The following is a 16,579-nucleotide window of genomic DNA, read 5'->3' as shown; positions in this document are numbered from 1 at the left end:
CTTCTGCATGGAATTCACCTTCCGCATAACGGAAATGCGTCATGGGGGATCTGTATGTCCGAGGCAGGACCGCTGTCGCTGGGTCAGCTCTCGGTGTGGCACGACATCAGGGACCTGCCGGCCCCGCGGTGGCACGAGCCCAACAACGCCGCCGCCTGGCCCCTGCCACCGGGAACCACCGCCCGGCAGGCCCGCACCGCACTGCGCGCAATCGTCACCCGGCACCCGTCCCTGCGGACCCGCTACGACGTCCAGGACGCCGGCGCCCCACGGCAGTTGGCGCCCGACGAGGACTTCGACGACCAGCTGCCCGCCGTGGCGGCCGAGGAGGCACCACCCGGCAGCCCCGCCGACCCTGACGCCCGCGCCGCCGGCCTGGCCGCCCGCCCCTTCGACCTCCGCCGCGACCACGGCTGGCGCGCCGGCCTGCTGACCCGCCGGGGCGACCCGTCCCACCTGCTCTTCGCCAAGCACCACATCGCCGCGGACGCCTGGGCCCAGGAACTCCTGCACCGCGAGTTCCGCCGGGCGCTCACCGACCCCGGTGCACTCGGACCCCCTCCGCCCGGACCCGCCGACCTCGCCACCGACCAGCACACCCCCACCGGACTCCGCCGCCAGGCCGCGGCCCTCGGCCACTGGGCCCACCTCCTCGACCGCGCCCCCTCGGTGGCGCTGCCCCGCACCCCGGGGGCCGAGGGCGGCACCGTCCAGGCCACCCTGCGCTCCGCCGCCGCCCGCCCCGCCGCGCACGCGGTCGCCGAGCGCGCCCGGGTCTCCGTCTCCAGCGTCGTCCTGGCCGCCTACGTGCACACCGTGGCCGCCCGGTGCGACGCGGACACCCTGCTGGTCCAGCTGATGAGCGCCAACCGCTTCGGCGGCCGCTGGAAGGACCTGGTCACCTCCATGAACCAGTGGGTCCCGGCCCTGATCGAGCAGGCCCGCCGCGACGACCTCGTCACCCTGGCCGACGCCGTCCACTGGAGCGCGCTGGCCGCCGTCCGGCACGGCATGCACGACGTCACCGCCGTCGCCGCGCTGCGCGCGAGCCGGCCCGACGCCCCCGAACCCACCTGCGCCTTCAACTACGTGACGCTGCCCGGCAGTTCCCCCCTCGACGCCCCCGTCGCCCCGGCCCCCGCCGGGGAACCCGTCCTGACCTGGGAGGAGCCCTTCACCACCATCGGGCCGCGGTGTTACGCCCGGGTCCTGGAGAGCGACCGCGACCTGACCGTCCGGCTCACCGCCAAGGACCTCGGCCGCGACGCCTGCGCCGACCTGCTGACGGGGATGCACCGCACCCTGCTGGCCGCCGCCGCCCCGCACTGACCGGGCGCCCCGCCCCACCCGGCCGGGGCCCGGCGCGGCCCCGGCCGCCGGGCCCTCCACCGCCCTTCCCACCCGGCGCGTCCGCCCCGCGCGCCCCATCGGAGTCCGGCCCGCCCGCCGCCCGGCCACCCGCCCCACCCGCGCCCGCCTCGCCCCAGGAGCCCCCGGTTGCCCGAACACGTCCTCGTCCTGCACCGCTGGACCGACCGCTACGCCGACTACGCCGCCTACCTCGACCACACCGCCCACCGCGTCAGCTACGTCACCACCGAGCGCGCCGCCCGCCACCTGCCCGCCGAACAGGCCGCCGGCATACGGCTCGTGGACAGCACCGAGGACGCCAAAGCGGTCCGCGAGGCGATCGACGACCTGGCCGACCACGCCGGCCCGGTCACCCGGATCGTCGCCCTCCAGGAAACCGACCTGGACCTGGGGGCCGACCTGCGCGAGACCTTCGGCCTGCCCGGCCAGCGCGGCCCCGACCTCGCCCCGCTCCGTGACAAACTCCTGATGGCCCGCCGGCTGGCGGACGCCGGTATCGCCGTCCCGCCCACCGAGGACGCCCCCGGGCCGGCCGAGATCGCCGCCTTCGCGGCCCGGCACGGCTGGCCGGTCCTGGTCAAGCCGCGCCGCGGCACCGCCAGCGCCGGCATCACCCGCCTGGACTCCCCGGCCGACCTGGCCCGCTACACCTTCCCCGCGGACAGCGCGATGCTGGTCCAGCCGTGGCTGCCGCACGGCATCCTGCACGTGGACGGCGTGTTCGACGGCGACCGCCTCGGACCCTGGCGCGCCTCCCGCTACCTGACGACCTGCCTGGACTTCACCACCGGCACCGCACTGGCCTCCGTCGAGATCGACGAGCCCGAAGTCCTCGCCGCCGTCGCGGAGATGACCACCGCCACCGCCCGGGCCCTGCTCACCGGGCCCGCCGTCTTCCACCTGGAACTCTTCGCGGACGACGACGGAGCGCTGACCGTGCTGGAGATCGGCTGCCGCCCCGGCGGTGCCGAAGTCCCCTTCGTCTGGCGGGAGGTGCACGGCATCGACCTGATGGCGGTGGCCTGCGCCCACCAGGCCGGCACCGAGCCGCCCGCCCTGCCCGCCGGACCGCCGGCCGAGGTCGCCGGCTGGCTGCTGGTCCCGCCGAACGTCCCGATGCCCTGCCGCGTCCGCACCCCGCCCGCCGCCCCCGCCGACGGCCCGTACGCCCGGGCCGTCCCCGCGGCCGGCGCGCTGCTCACCGGCGGCGGGTACGAGCACGCCGGCGCCCGGTTCCGCTTCCGCGGCCGCAGCAGCGCCGAGGTCACCGCCGCCGTGCACCGCACGCTGCGGGGCGCGGTCCTGGACTGCACCCCCGTCGACCCCGCCGCCCCGGCCCGGCTCGTCGTCATCGGCTGCGGCAACCCGCCCTACCGCGAGTACGCCCTGCACACCCTCGCCGCCCGCGGCGACACCGCCCTCGTCCAGCCCGCCGAGCCCGACTGGCAGCGCCGCTACGTCGCCGACCGGTTCCGCACCGCCGACACCGCCGACCCGGCCGCCACCACCCGGGCCGCCGCCGCCCTGCTGGCCGGCCACCCCGGGCCCGGCGCCGTCCTCACCTGGGACGAGGCGCTGCTGGAGACCACCGCCGAGGTCGCCCGCCGGCTCCGGCTGCCGCACATGAGCCCCGAGGCGGTCCGCCGCTGCCGCGACAAGCTCACCACCCGGCGGCTCCTCGAGCGCGCCGGGGTGCCCTCCGCCCGCTTCCGGCACGTCCACAGCGCGGCCGCGGCGCGCGCGGCCGCGGCGGAACTGGGCGCACCGGTCGTGGTCAAACCCCGCGCCCTGGCCGGCAGCATCGGCGTCACCCTCGCCACCGGCCCCGACGAGGCCGCCGCGGCCTACGCGCAGGCGGTCGGTGCCGCCTTCCCGGGACTGGGCGCCCTCGACGGCGCGATCGTGGAGGAGTATCTCGCCGGACCGGAGATCAGCGTGGACTGCGCGGTCACCGGCGGCGAGGCCACCGTCGTCAACGTCGCCCGCAAACGCCTCGGCTTCGCCCCGCACTTCGAGGAGACCGGCCACCTGGTCGCCCCCTGGCGCCACGAGCCCTGGGCCGACGAGGTCCGCGCGGTGGTCGCCGCCGCCCACACCGCCCTGGGCATCCGCACCGGCCTGACCCACACCGAACTCCGCCTCACCGCCGGCGGCCCCCGCGTGGTGGAGGTCAACGGCCGGCTCGGCGGCGACTTCATCCCGCTCCTCGGCACGCTCGCCACCGGCGTCGACCCGGTCCTGGCCGCCGCCGACATCGCGCTCGGCCGCACCCCCGACACGACCGCCGTCCGCGACCGCTGCGCCGAGGTCCGCTTCCTCTACCCCGACCGCGACGGCACCGTCCGCCACCTGGACGTGACCGCCGCCGCCCGGGTCCCGGGCATCGAACGGGCCGTCCCGCTCGCCGCCCCGGGCACCGCACTCCGGCTCCCCCCGCGCGGCATCGTCCCCCGCCTGGCCGCCCTCCTGGCCACCGGCGACACCCCCGGCGCCTGCGCCACCGCCCTCGACCGCGCCCAACGGGCCGTGCGGTCCTCCCTCGCCCCCCTCCGGTAACGGCCGGGCCCGCCCCGCCCCGCCCACCGCCCACCGCCCACGAAGAGAGAGACGCATCACCCCATGTGGATCCTTGGTGTCAACGCCCCGCCCACCGGCTGGCACGACAGCGCCGCCTGCCTCATCGACCAGGACGGCCGGATCGTCGCCTTCTCCGAGGAGGAGCGCCTCAACCGCCACCGCCACTCCCTCTACCGCAAGCCCAACAGCGCCGCCCGCTTCGTCCTCGCCCAGGCCGGCCTGACCCCGGACGACATCGACGTGGTCGCCCTCGGCTGGGACAGCGAGCAGCTCTACCCGCGCCGCTTCGCCTCCGACGCCGAGTTCCTCGCCTACGCCGTCGGCCTCGACTTCGGCACCCGCACCCCCGAGGTCGTCCGCGTCCCGCACCACCAGGCGCACGCCGCCTCCTCCTTCTACGCCTCACCGTTCCGCAAGGCCGGCGTCCTGGTCATCGACGGCCACGGCGAGAACGAGTCCTCCACCATCTGGACCTACGAGGACGGCGCCGAACCGCGCCTGGAGCGCAGCTGGCAGCGCACCGCGTCCCTCGGCTACGCCTACGACGCCGCCTCCACCTGGCTCGGCTTCTCGTTCCTCAACGCCGGCAAGACCATGGGCCTGGCCGCCTACGGCCGCGCCGCCGGCCTGGCCACCGAACCCCTGGTCGAGCTCACCGCCGACGACTTCCGGATGGCCGTCGCCCCGCTCGCCGAACACCGCGGCACCGCCACCGCCGACGAGATCAAGGAGCAGTACGACACCGTCGTCGGCCGCTGGCGCGCGCGGTACGCGGCGCTCGCCGGCGCCGACGGCCCCGGCGCCCCCGAGGAGGCCCTCGCCGACGACCCCAAGGCCGTCCTCGTCGCCTACACCGCCCAGCGCGTCATCGAGGAGACCGTCACCCACCTCGCCGCCCTCACCCGCAAGGCCGCCGGTGTCGAGGAGCTGTGCCTCAGCGGCGGTGTCGCCCTCAACTGCAGCACCAACGGCACCCTGCCCGGCCCGCTCTACGTCCCGCCGGTCCCGCACGACGCCGGGGTCGCGCTCGGCGCCGCCTGGACCGTCCGCCCGCCCCGCCACCACACCGCCCCGCTCAGCCCGTACCTGGGCACCGACGTGCACGGCCCCGACCACACCGGCCGCCCGGCCGCACCGGACACCGCCGGCCTGCTCCGCACCGACCTGGACACTGACACCCTGACCACCCTCCTGATGGACGGGCAGGTCGGCGCGGTCGCCCAGGGCCGCGCCGAGGTCGGCCCGCGCGCCCTGTGCCGCCGCTCGATCATCGCCGTCCCGGACACCGCCGAGGTCAACACCCGCGTCAACCACATCAAGAACCGCGAGCAGTGGCGCCCCTTCGCCGGCGTCACCCGCCCCGACTACGGCGCCCGGCTGTGGGAGCAGCAGGAGCACCTGAGCCGCTACATGCTCGGCGCCGCCCGCGCCACCGACCTGGGCCGGCAGGTCGCCCCCGGCGTCGTCCACATCGACGGCACCACCCGCCCGCAGGTCCTGCACGGCGACGAGGCCCCCGCGGTCGGCGCGGTCCTCGACACCCTCGCCCGGCGCGGCGCCCCACCGGTGCTGCTCAACACCTCCTTCAACGACAAGGGCGAACCGATCGTGAACACCGCCGCCGACGCGGTGGCCGCGTTCCGCGCCATGGACCTGGACTTCCTGGTCCTGGGCGACGACCTCTACCGCAAGCCCGGCCGGACCGGAGGTGCCCGCCGATGACGGCCGGCCAGCCGGCACCGACCCGCTTCCGCGCGTACGGCCCCCGCCACATCGACGAGATCGCCGCCCGCCACGGCCTGCCCGACGACATCCGCGAGACCGTCCGCCGGATCTCCCTGGTCCTGCCGTTCCGCGTCAACTCCTATGTGCTGGACGAGCTGATCGACTGGGCCGACGTGCCCGGCGACCCGATGTTCCAGCTCACCTTCCCGCAGCGCGGCATGCTCTCCGCCGACGACGAGGAACGGCTCGCCAAGCTCTCCGCCGACCCCGCCGACCGGCTGCTGCTGCGCGAGGCCGTCCAGGAGATCCGCGCCCGCCTCAACCCGCACCCCTCCGGGCAGCAGGAGCTCAACGTGCCCACCCAGGACGGCGCGCGGGTCCCCGGGCTCCAGCACAAGTACCGGGAGACCGTGCTGTACTTCCCCGGCCAGGGCCAGACCTGCCACGCCTACTGCACCTACTGCTTCCGCTGGGCGCAGTTCATCGGCGACGCCGACCTGCGGTTCGCCGCCCCCGACCCCGGCGGCCTCCTGGGCTACCTGGGCGCGCACCCCGAGATCCACGACGTCCTGGTCACCGGCGGCGACCCGATGGTGATGTCCACCGACCGGCTGCGCGGCCACCTGGAGCCGCTGCTGGACGTCGAGACGGTCCGCACGATCCGGATCGGCACCAAGTCCGTCGCCTACTGGCCCCAGCGCTACGTCACCGACCCCGACGCCGACGACGCGCTGCGGCTCTTCGAACGGGTGGTGGCCTCCGGGCGGCAGCTCGCGGTGATGGCCCACTTCAGCCACCCGCGGGAGGTGGAGACCGACCTCGCCCGGCGGGCGCTGGCCCGGATCCGCGCCACCGGCGCCGTGGTCTACTGCCAGGCCCCGCTGATCGCCCACGTCAACGACGACGCCCGGACCTGGAACGCGCTGTGGCGGGCCGAACTCGCCGCCGGCGCCGTCCCGTACTACCTCTTCGTCGAACGGGACACCGGCCCCTACGACTACTTCAAGGTGCCGCTCGCCCGGGCCGCGGAGATCTTCGCCGACGCCTACCGCACCCTGCCCGGACTCGCCCGCACCGTCCGCGGCCCGGTGATGTCCGCGACCCCCGGCAAGGTCGTGGTGGACGGCGTCGAGGACACCCCCGACGGGTCGTACTTCCGGCTGCGGATGCTCCAGGCCCGCGACCCGCTGCTGGTCGGCCGGCCGTTCCGGGCCCGCTACTCCGCCACCGCCGCCTGGCTCGACGACCTGGAACTGGACCCCGCCACCCCCGCCGACCTCGCGGCGGCGGTCCGCGCCGGCACCGCCCCCGAAGGAACCGCGCGATGACCCCTGCCACCCCCGCACCCTCCCCGAACCTGGCGCTCAACCAGCTCGTCGACGAGCGCCGGGCGCGCGGCGAGTCCCTGGTCCACCTGGCCTTCGGCGAGGCCCGGCTGCCGCTGCTGCCGCAGCTCGGCGAGCGGCTGGCGGCCGGCGCGGCCCACACCGCCTACGGGCCGGTCGCCGGCGGCCCCGCCGTCCGCGAGGCGGTGGCCGGCTACTTCACCCGCCGCCGGCTCCCCACCACCGCCGACCGGGTCGTGGTCGCCCCCGGCAGCAAGCCCCTGCTGATGGCCCTCCAGCTCGCCGTCCCCGGCGACGTCGTACTGCCCAGCCCCGCCTGGAACACCTACGCCCCGCAGGCCCGCTACGCCGGCAAGCGCGTCATCGGCGTACCGGTCCCCGCCGAGTGCGGCGGCGTCCCCGACCCCGCCGCGCTGCGCACCGCCCTGCGCACCGCCCGGGCCGCCGGCGCCGACCCCCGGCTGCTGGTCCTCACCCTCCCCGACAACCCCACCGGCACCCTCGCCCCGCCCGCCCTGGTCCGCGAACTGGCCGCGCTGGCACGGGAGGAGGACCTGCTGATCGTCGCCGACGAGATCTACCGCGACATCGTCCACGACCCCGACCGCACCCCCTTCCTCAGCCCCGCCGAGGCGGCCCCCGAACGGACCGTCGTCACCAGCGGCCTGTCCAAGACCCTGGGCCTGGGCGGCTGGCGGATCGGTGTGGCGCGGTTCCCCGAGGGCGACACCGGGGACCGGCTGCGGGACGGCGTGCTGGCCGCCGCCAGCGAACTGTGGTCCACCCTGGCCGGGCCGATGCAGCACGTCGCCGCGTACGCGTACGCCGAACCGCCCGAGGTCACTGCCCGGATCCGGGCCGCGGCGCGGCTGCACGGCGCGGTGGCCCGGTCCGTCCACCGGATCGCGGTGGACGCCGGCGCCACCTGCCGCCCGCCCACCGCCGGCTTCTACGTCTACCCGGACTTCGAGCCGCTGCGCGCACGGCTGGCGGCCCGCGGCATCACCGGCTCGGCGTCGCTGGCCGCCGCCCTGCTCGACGACTCCGGACTCGTCGTCCTGGCCGGGCACCTGCTCGGCGACGACCCGCACGCCCTCCGCTTCAAGGCCGCCACCAGCCTGCTCTACGGCGACCAGGAGCAGCAGGCAGCGGCGCTGGCCGCCGACGACCCCACCCGGCTGCCCCACCTGGCCGGCCAACTCGACCGGATCGCCGCGGCGTTCGCCCGGCTCGCCGCCTGACCCGGCCGCCCGGCCGGCCCGTGCACCACCGAAAGGAACCGCGCACCATGAAGGAAATACCCCCCACCCCGGAGTCGTTCCGGGAGATCGCCGCCGCCACCGACCGGCTGCTGTCCGGCCTGGCCGCCCTCACCGACGCGGACGTCCCCGCCCCCTCGCGGCTGCCCGGCTGGACCCGCGGCCACGTCCTGTCCCACCTGGCCCGCCAGGCGCCCGCCCTGGAACGCCTGCTGACCTGGGCGCGCACCGGTGTGGAGACCCCGCAGTACCCCGACCGCGCCACCCGCGACGCGGAGATCGAGTCCGGCGCCCACCGCCCCGCCGCCGAGCTGGTCGCCGGCGTCCGGGAGACCGCGGCCCGCTTCCAGGAGGCCGTCGAGACCCTGCCGGAAGCCGCCTGGCAGGCCACCGTCCGCCCGTTCACCGGCGAACTGTGCACGCCCCGGCGGATCCTGGTGATCCGCCTGCGCGAACTCGAACTCCACCGCGTGGACCTCGATCTCGGCCACCGCGTCGCCGACATCCCCGCCACCGCCCGCGACATCGTCCTCGACGACGTCCTCGGCTACTACGCCCAGGCCCCCGACGTCCCCGACTTCACCCTGCGGGACGACGCCGGCGCGGAACTGGCGCGCTACGGCACCGGCGGCCCGGTCGTCACCGGCACCCGCGCCGACGCCCTGGCCTGGCTCTCCGGCCGCTCCGACGGCAGCGGGCTGCGCGCCACCACCGGACCGCTGCCCGTGCTGCCGCGCTGGCTCTGACCGCGGGAAGGAACGGACATGACGCAGCTGGACCTCTCCTCCGTCCGCACCGGCCTGCTGGACTGCATCCAGGCCAACCTCGCGGTGCTCGCCGACCACCACCACGGGCCCGGCGCCCACCTGCGCTTCGGCGCCCCCCTCGGCCTGCGCTTCTGGCCGGGCCCCGACGGCGGCCCGCCCACCGTCGACCCGCCGCTGACCGAGCAGCTGGCCACCCTCCCGCCGCTGGCCGGACTGCGGGTCGTCCGGCACGCCCGGCTCACCCCCGCGGAACTGCGCGCCGAGGCGGCCGGCGGCGGCGTCCGCTACGTCGTCGCGGACGCCTACCGCCTGCCCTGGCTGCCGTACCACGGCCGGGCGCACATGCCGCACAGCTTCCTGCTGTCCGCCGGGCCCGGCGGCTGGCAGATCACCGACGCCTACCGCAACGAGACCGAATGGGGCCCGGCCACCCCCGGCCACTGGGTGCTGCCCGAGGAGGACCTCCCCGGCATCGGCACCGCCGAGGTCACCGAACTGGCACCGGACACCCTGCCGCCGCCGGCCGCCCTGCCGCCCGCCGCCGACGTGGACCCGGCCGCCGTCGACAGCTACCTGGCCGCGTACGACGCCTGCCCCGACCGCGCCACCGCGATCCGCCGGCTCACCGTCGAGACCTGGCTGCTGGCCCGCACCCGCAAACTGCACGCCACCTACCGCGCGCTCTACGCCGGCCGCGCCGACGGACCCGAACCCGGCCCCGAGGCCGACCACCTGCGGGCCTGGGACAAGGTCGTGGAGCAGACCTACCTCGCCCACCGCCGGGTCGCCCGCGGCCGCGCCGAACCGCCCGGCGTGCTCGACCGCCTGCGCGCCGTCCTCACCGCCGACCGCACCGTCTTCGGCGCCGTCCCCGAACCCGCCGCCCCGACCGCCGCCGACGACGACGCGCTGCGCCGCACCGTCGCCGACGTGGCCGCCGACGTCCTCGGCGTGCCCGCCGGCGCGCTGCTCGGCGGGGCGCCGTTCGACTCCTTCCCGGCGTTCAGCTCGTTCCGGCTCGTCGAGATCATCGAACGCCTGGAGAGCGCCCTCGACCGCGAACTGGACGCCGACGAACTCATCCCGGAGAACCTCCGCCGGGTCGACGACCTCTGCCGCATCGCCCGCTGAACCCAAGGCCCCACCACCCAGAAGAGGCACCCCATGGACCCCCGCTTCACCGCACTGCTCCGCCCGTTCCTCAAGCACGCCGGGCCCGGCGAGCCCGCCCTCACCCCCGACACCGACCTGCGCAAGCTCGGCGTCGACTCCATGCAGGCCATCGAGCTGCTCTTCACCATCGAGGACACCTTCGGCATCTCCCTCCCGGACGAGGAGCTGAACGACACCACCTTCGCCACCGCCGGCAGCCTCTGGCGGGTGATCGCCGCCCAGCTCCCCGGCGAGGTGACCGCATGACCGTCCCGGACCTGGCGGAGCGGCTGGCCGAGGCCGCCGCGACCGCGCGGGAGCACGTCGACCACACCGACCGGGCCGCCGCGTTCCCGGTGGCGGCACTGGACGCGCTGCGCCGCACCGGCCTGCTCGGCCTGCTCGTCCCCACCGCGGACGGCGGACTCGGCGGCACCGTGCGGGAGCTGGTGACCGCCGCGGAGACCCTGGGCCGTACCGACATGTCCGTCGGCATGATCTTCGCGATGCACTGCCAGCAGGCCGAGGCGCTGGTCCGGCACGCCGGCGAGCGGCTGCGCAAGGAGCTGCTGCCCCGGATCGCGGCCGGCGAGCTGTACCTCGCCTCGGTCACCACCGAGGCCGGCAAGGGCGGCCACCTGCTCACCGCGGAGGCCCAACTCGCCGACGAGGGCGGTGACTTGGTGATCGAGCGGTTCGCCCCCATCGTCACCGGCGGGACGCACGCCGACGGCTTCCTGATCACCATGCGCAGCCCCGGGGAGGACGCCACCGCCGGCGAGGTGTCCCTCGTCTACGCCCACCGCGACCAGCTGGCCCTCACCCCCTCCGGGGACTGGCAGCCGATGGGCATGCGGGCCAGCCACAGCGTCGCCCTGCGCCTGTCCGGACGCGTCCCCGGCCACCAGGTCGTCGGCGAGCAGGGCGGCTTCCACCGCATCGCCTCCGAGGTCTTCGGGCCGCTCGCCCACCTCGGCTGGTCCGCGGTCTGGCTCGGCACCGCGGCCGGCGCGCTCTCCCGCGTCCTGCGGCTGCTGCGCAGCCCGGCCGGCCGCGAGCGCTTCGACCTCGGCTCCGACCTGCTGCTCTGCCGCCTCTCCCGGTCCCGGCAGCGGCTGGACACCGTGCACGCCCTGCTCCAGCAGGCCCTGCGCACCCTGGAGTCCGGCGCCGACCTCTCCGTCCCCGCCCGCCAACTCCAGCTCAACGCCCTGAAGATCACCGCCGCCGAGGAGTGCCACGCCGCGGTGGACGACCTGGTCACCGCGCTCGGCCTGCGCCACGGCTACCTCCAGGACTCGCCCACCGGCCTGGAACGCGCCCTGCGGGACCTGCGCTCGGCGGCCCTGAACTACAGCAACGACCGGCTGCACCTGGCCGACGGCCGGCTGGCGCTCCGCGACCAGGGGGTCACCTTTGCCTGACACACCACCGGCCGCCACCGCGCCGCCCGCCGGCTACGCCGCCCTCGACGCCCTGCCGCCCACCGCGGCCGGCGCCGAGGTGTGGGCGGCGCTCGGCGGCGCCGGGCTGCTGCGCCGCGCCTACCGCGACGGCAGCGCCGGCGCGGGCACCGACCCGGCGGGCCTGGCCGACCTGCTCGCCGCCGTCGACGCCCGCTTCGGCCTGGCCGCCACCCTGTCGGTCAGCGTCCAGCTCGCCACCGCCCTGCCGGTCCTGGCCGCCGGCCGCCACCCGGCCGCCCGGCAGGCCCTGGACAGCGCCCTGGCCGGCCGGAGCACCGTCGCCCTGGCCGCCACCGACGAGACCCCCGGCACCGACCTCACCGCCCTGCGCACCGAGGTCCGCACCGACGGCGGCGGACTGACCCTCACCGGCACCAAGAAGTGGATCGCCAACGCCACCACCGCCACCCACCACCTCGTCCTCGCCCGGCACCGCCCCGGCCGCCACTTCACCCACTTCACCTGGGTCCTGGTGCCCGCCGACGCCCCAGGCGCCACCGTCCGCCCCGCCGACACCGCGCTCTACGCCGCCGCCGGCACCGGCCACCTCACCCTCGACGCGGTCCGGCTCGGCACCGACCACCTGCTGGGCCGCACCGGCTTCGGACTGCCGCTCTTCGCCCGCCACATCGCCACCGAGCGCCTGGCCGGCGCCCAGTGGGGCGTCGCCCTCTGCCGCCGCGCCCTGGCCGCCACCCACCGCCACCTGGCGGACCGGCCGCACGGGGACGGCACCCTGTGGGACCTGCCCCCCGTCCGGCAGCGGTTCGCCGCCTGCCTGGTCCGGGTGCAGGAACTGAACGCCCTGACCGACGGCTTCGCACAGGCGGTGGCGCACCGGTACGACGCGACGGCCGCCGCCACCCTCAAGGCCGCCGCCGGCGCCACCGTCCACCACGTCCTGGACACCTGCGCGCAGCTCTGGGGAGCCGAGGGCTTCCGCACCGGCGGCATCCAGGAACTCCGCGCCCAGGCCGCGCTCTTCGCCATCGGCGGCGGCGCCGAGGAGGTCGTCCTGGGCACCGTCGCGGACGCCGCCGACTCGGTCCTCGACGCCCTGGCCCGGCCGGGCACCCTCCCGTGACCCGGCCGATCCGGGTCGCCGACCGGGTGTGGGTGGCCACCACGACCGGCCGCGGCGGCCGGCCGGGGCCGGCCCCGGCCAGCCGGCACCGCGACGACCTGCGCCGGGCCGCCGCGCTGCCCGAGTGGCGGGCCCGGGAGTTCCTCGCCGGCCGCGGACTGCTGCGGGAGCTCCTCGCCGCGGTCCGCCCGGACCTCGCCGACGCCGAGATCGCCCCCGGCCCGCGCGGCAGACCCGGCCTGCGCGGCCACCCCGGCGTCGGCGTCAGCGTCTCGCACACCGAGGGCGGGGTGGCCGCCGGGGTCGCCGTCGGCCGGGCCGTCGGCGTGGACCTCCAGCACCCCGCCGACCGGGTCGGCCCGGCCCTGGCCCGACGGCTGCTGCCCGGCCACGTCGAGCAGCTCGCCGCGCTGCCCCCCGAGCGGGCCGCGGCCGAGGTCGCCTGGGTGTGGACCGCCCAGGAAGCCTGCGTCAAGGCCAGCGGCGCCGGGCTGGCCGGCCGCCCCTGGACCATCGACGTGGCGCCCGGGGCCCGCACCGGCCACTGGGCCGGCTACCGCTGGACCGCCCTGCGCGACCACTCCACCACCCCGCTGAGCTGCGCCTACACCGCCCACACCGGATGACGCAGCCGCCCGCCGCCTCACGGAAAGCCGGACCGCCCGCATGACCACGCCCGCCGCCGCACCCCGCACCCTCGCCGACCGGTTCGCCGCCTCCGCCGCCCGGCACGGCGACCGCCCCGCCCTGGAGGTCGCCGGCACCGCCCTCACCTACGCCGAACTCGCCGACCGCGCCGACGCGCTCGCCGCCCACCTGCTGCGCCGGCTCGGCACCGGCACACCCCCGCGCCGGATCGGGCTGCTGGCCGCCCGCAGCGCCGTCGCCTACGCCGGCTACCTCGCCGTCCAGCGCCTGGGCGCCGCCGTCGTCCCGCTCGGCCCCGGCTTCCCGCCCGGCCGCAACGCCGCCGTCGCCCGCGCCGCCGGCCTCGACGCGGTCCTCGCCGACGCCGGCGCCGACGCCCTTGCCCCCGGCGTCCCCGTCCTGGCGCTCACCGACGGCGACCTCGCCGCGCTGCCCGCCGCCCCCGCCCCCGACGTCCCCCCGGCCGGCCCCGACGACCTGGCCTACATCCTGTTCACCTCCGGCTCGACCGGCGTCCCCAAGGGCGTCCCGATCCGCCACCGCAACATCTGCGCCTACCTCGGCCACGTCGTCCCGCGCACCGCCGCCGGCCCCGGCGACCGCTTCTCGCAGACCTTCGACCTGACCTTCGACCCCTCGGTGCACGACATGTTCACCGCATGGGGGAGCGGCGCCACCCTCGTCGTCCCCACCCGCGGCGAACTCCTCGCCCCGGTCCGCTTCGCCACCCGCCGCGCCCTGACCCACTGGAACTCCGTCCCCTCCCTGATCTCCCTGGCCCAGCGGCTGCGGGCGCTCAAACCCGGCAGCATGCCCACCCTGCGCCACAGCATGTTCTGCGGCGAACCGCTCACCCTCCAGCAGGCCGCCGCCTGGCACCGGGCCGCCCCCGGCAGCGCCCTGGAGAACGCCTACGGCCCGACCGAGCTGACCGTCACCTGCACCACCTACCGCCTCCCCGCCGACCCCGCCGCCTGGCCCGCGCCCGCCAACGGCACCGTCCCCATCGGCCCCCTCCACCCCGGCCTCCAGCTCCGCCTGCACGGAGAGGAACTCTGCGTCCGCGGCCCCCAGCGCTTCCCCGGCTACCTCGACCCGGCCGACGACGCCGGCCGCTTCCTCGCCCCCGACGGCTCCCCGCACGACCCCGCCGCCCCGCTCACCGACGCCCACTGGTACCGCACCGGCGACCGCGTCGCGCCCCTGCCCGGCGCCCCCGGCGCGCGCCCGCCGCTGGTCCACCTCGGCCGCGACGACCAGCAGATCCAGGTGCACGGCTACCGCGTGGAACTGGGCGAGGTCGAGGCCGCGCTGCGCGCCCTGCCCGGCGTCCTGGACGCCGCTGTCCTGCCCGTCCCCACCCCCGGCGGCACCGAACTCGCCGCCGCCTACACCGCCGACGGCCCGCCCCCGGCCCCCGACGAGCTGCGCACCGCCCTGCGCGGCCGCCTCCCCGCCTACATGGTCCCGGCCGCCCTCACCGCCCTGCCCGCACTGCCGCTCAACCGCAACGGCAAGCTCGACCGGGCCGCGCTCGGCGAGGTCCTCGCCGTCACCGGTTTGGCGCAGCCGCCCGCCGCTACGTAAAGTTCCGCCGAAGCTCGAACAGGCCGTGAGCAGCCCACGCGGCCGGCCTGGAGAGACCGAACGATCCAGGAAAGCGGCAGCGGCGATGACGGTGACCGAAGACAGCCGGGCCGGCGGCGCCGGAATCGACGCGGAGCGGATGGCGGTGTGCCTGAGCGTCCTCGAAGAACTGGACGCGCTGCCGCTGGACCACCCCGACGCGATCGCCATACGGCGGGCCACCGCCGGCATCTTCCGCGAGGTCAAGCGGCGCCGCCGGCAGGAGCGCCGGGCCGCCAAGACCGCCCACGACAAGGCGGTCACCGAGGCCACCGCCACCGGCGCCGCCGACCGGATCGACGACGAGACCCTGGGCCGCGCCCTGGCCAGCTCGGTCACCACCGAGCTGGCCGGCATCCTGGAGCGCCCCCGTTGCTGCTACGTCTGCAAGGACCGCTACGTCGAGGTCGACGCCTTCTACCACCAGCTGTGCCCCTCCTGCGCGGCCGAGAACCGGGCCCGCCGGGACGCCCGCACCGACCTCACCGGCCGGCGCGCGCTGCTCACCGGCGGCCGCGCCAAGATCGGCATGTACATCGCGCTGCGGCTGCTGCGGGACGGCGCCCACACCACGATCACCACCCGCTTCCCGCACGACGCGATCCGGCGCTTCACGGCGATGCCGGACAGCGCGGAGTGGCTGCACCGCCTGAAGATCGTCGGCATCGACCTGCGCGACCCCTCGCAGGTCCTCGCCCTCGCCGACACGGTGCGCGCCGAGGGCCCGCTGGACATCCTGATCAACAACGCCGCGCAGACCGTCCGCCGCTCGCCCGAGGCGTACCGCAAGCTGGTGGAGGCCGAGTCCGCGCCGCTGCCCGCCGGGGAGCTGCCCGCCTCCGTGGTCCTGGGCCACTTCGGCAGCGGCGCCCCCGCGCTCCCCGCGGCGCCGTCCGCCGGCCCGCACGGGCTGACCGCGCAGGACCTCACCGCCCTCGCGCTGACCAGCGGCTCCGCCTCGCCGGCCCGGATCGAGGCGGGCACCGCGATCGACGCCGGCGGCCTGGTGCCCGACCTGCACGCCACCAACAGCTGGATCCACACGGTGGACGAGGTCGATCCGGTGGAGCTGCTGGAGGTCCAGCTCTGCAATATGACCGCCCCGTTCCTCCTGGTCAGCAAGTTGCGCCCGGCGCTCGCCGCGTCCCCGGCCCGGCGCAAGTACGTCGTCAACGTCTCCGCGATGGAGGGCCAGTTCAGCCGCGGCTACAAGGGTCCCGGCCACCCGCACACCAATATGGCCAAGGCCGCGCTCAACATGCTCACCCGCACCAGCGCCCGGGAGATGCTGGAGACCGACGGCATCCTGATGACCGCGGTCGACACCGGCTGGATCACCGACGAGCGCCCGCACCCGGCCAAGATGCGCCTGGCGGAGGAGGGCTTCCACGCCCCGCTCGACCTCGTGGACGGCGCCGCCCGGGTCTACGACCCGATCGTCCGCGGCGAACGGGGCGAGGACCTGCACGGCTGCTTCCTCAAGGACTACGCCCCGTCCCCCTGGTGAGCCGCGGGCACCGGGCCCGGCCCGGGTGCCCGTACCGTTCCCGCCGGCGAT

At 76.7% G+C, this 16,579-nt stretch carries 13 protein-coding genes; all 13 read left to right on the top strand.

Annotated elements, in window-relative coordinates; translation table 11 throughout:
- Nucleotides 1–54: 54 nt before the first annotated feature.
- Nucleotides 55–1,329 carry a condensation domain-containing protein gene (locus tag MUU72_RS05825; protein WP_248012027.1) on the top strand — a complete coding sequence of 425 codons (1,275 nt, stop codon included), beginning with the start codon at nucleotides 55–57 and terminating at the stop codon, nucleotides 1,327–1,329.
- A gap of 168 nt (nucleotides 1,330–1,497) precedes the next feature.
- The gene (locus MUU72_RS05820) at nucleotides 1,498–3,927 is read left to right on the top strand and encodes an ATP-grasp domain-containing protein (protein ID WP_248012026.1); all 2,430 of its coding nucleotides are present in this window, start codon (nucleotides 1,498–1,500) and stop codon (nucleotides 3,925–3,927) included.
- Nucleotides 3,928–3,990: 63 nt separating this feature from the next.
- Nucleotides 3,991–5,670: a carbamoyltransferase C-terminal domain-containing protein gene (locus MUU72_RS05815; RefSeq protein WP_248012025.1), complete on the top strand. Its 1,680-nt coding sequence runs from the start codon at nucleotides 3,991–3,993 to the stop codon at nucleotides 5,668–5,670.
- On the top strand, nucleotides 5,667–7,001 hold the full coding sequence (locus MUU72_RS05810; RefSeq protein ID WP_248012024.1) for a KamA family radical SAM protein: 1,335 nt from the start codon (nucleotides 5,667–5,669) through the stop codon (nucleotides 6,999–7,001). The genes MUU72_RS05815 and MUU72_RS05810 overlap by 4 nt, the downstream gene beginning before the upstream one ends.
- Nucleotides 6,998–8,260 carry a pyridoxal phosphate-dependent aminotransferase gene (locus tag MUU72_RS05805; protein ID WP_248012023.1) on the top strand — a complete coding sequence of 421 codons (1,263 nt, stop codon included), beginning with the start codon at nucleotides 6,998–7,000 and terminating at the stop codon, nucleotides 8,258–8,260. The genes MUU72_RS05810 and MUU72_RS05805 overlap by 4 nt, the downstream gene beginning before the upstream one ends.
- A gap of 47 nt (nucleotides 8,261–8,307) precedes the next feature.
- Nucleotides 8,308–9,024, top strand: a complete 717-nt coding sequence (locus MUU72_RS05800; RefSeq protein WP_248012022.1) for a maleylpyruvate isomerase family mycothiol-dependent enzyme — start codon at nucleotides 8,308–8,310, stop codon at nucleotides 9,022–9,024.
- A gap of 18 nt (nucleotides 9,025–9,042) precedes the next feature.
- Nucleotides 9,043–10,176, top strand: coding sequence for an acyl carrier protein (locus MUU72_RS05795; protein ID WP_248012021.1), 1,134 nt, complete (start codon nucleotides 9,043–9,045; stop codon nucleotides 10,174–10,176).
- A 33-nt stretch (nucleotides 10,177–10,209) separates the two neighbouring features.
- Nucleotides 10,210–10,464 (top strand): acyl carrier protein, encoded by a 255-nt coding sequence (locus tag MUU72_RS05790; protein ID WP_248012020.1) that lies wholly within the window; start codon nucleotides 10,210–10,212, stop codon nucleotides 10,462–10,464.
- Entirely contained in the window at nucleotides 10,461–11,621 is a 1,161-nt protein-coding gene (locus tag MUU72_RS05785) for an acyl-CoA dehydrogenase family protein (RefSeq protein WP_248012019.1), read from the top strand. The genes MUU72_RS05790 and MUU72_RS05785 overlap by 4 nt, the downstream gene beginning before the upstream one ends.
- Nucleotides 11,614–12,747: an acyl-CoA dehydrogenase family protein gene (locus tag MUU72_RS05780; protein WP_248012018.1), complete on the top strand. Its 1,134-nt coding sequence runs from the start codon at nucleotides 11,614–11,616 to the stop codon at nucleotides 12,745–12,747. The genes MUU72_RS05785 and MUU72_RS05780 overlap by 8 nt, the downstream gene beginning before the upstream one ends.
- Nucleotides 12,744–13,373 (top strand): 4'-phosphopantetheinyl transferase family protein, encoded by a 630-nt coding sequence (locus MUU72_RS35575; RefSeq protein WP_248012017.1) that lies wholly within the window; start codon nucleotides 12,744–12,746, stop codon nucleotides 13,371–13,373. Before MUU72_RS05780 ends, MUU72_RS35575 begins: the two co-directional genes overlap by 4 nt.
- A 40-nt stretch (nucleotides 13,374–13,413) precedes the next feature.
- A complete protein-coding gene (locus MUU72_RS05770) occupies nucleotides 13,414–14,982 on the top strand; it encodes an AMP-binding protein (RefSeq protein WP_248012016.1) in 1,569 nt (522 codons plus the stop codon).
- A gap of 85 nt (nucleotides 14,983–15,067) precedes the next feature.
- Entirely contained in the window at nucleotides 15,068–16,528 is a 1,461-nt protein-coding gene (locus MUU72_RS05765) for an SDR family NAD(P)-dependent oxidoreductase (RefSeq protein ID WP_248012015.1), read from the top strand.
- The last annotated feature ends 51 nt before the right edge of the window (nucleotides 16,529–16,579 follow it).

Origin of the sequence: Streptomyces rhizoryzae, assembly GCF_023155275.1 — a bacterium.
GTDB classification, from domain to species: domain Bacteria; phylum Actinomycetota; class Actinomycetes; order Streptomycetales; family Streptomycetaceae; genus Streptomyces; species Streptomyces rhizoryzae.
Note: the sequence above shows the minus strand (reverse complement) of the source record. Positions and strands in the feature narration are given on the sequence as shown.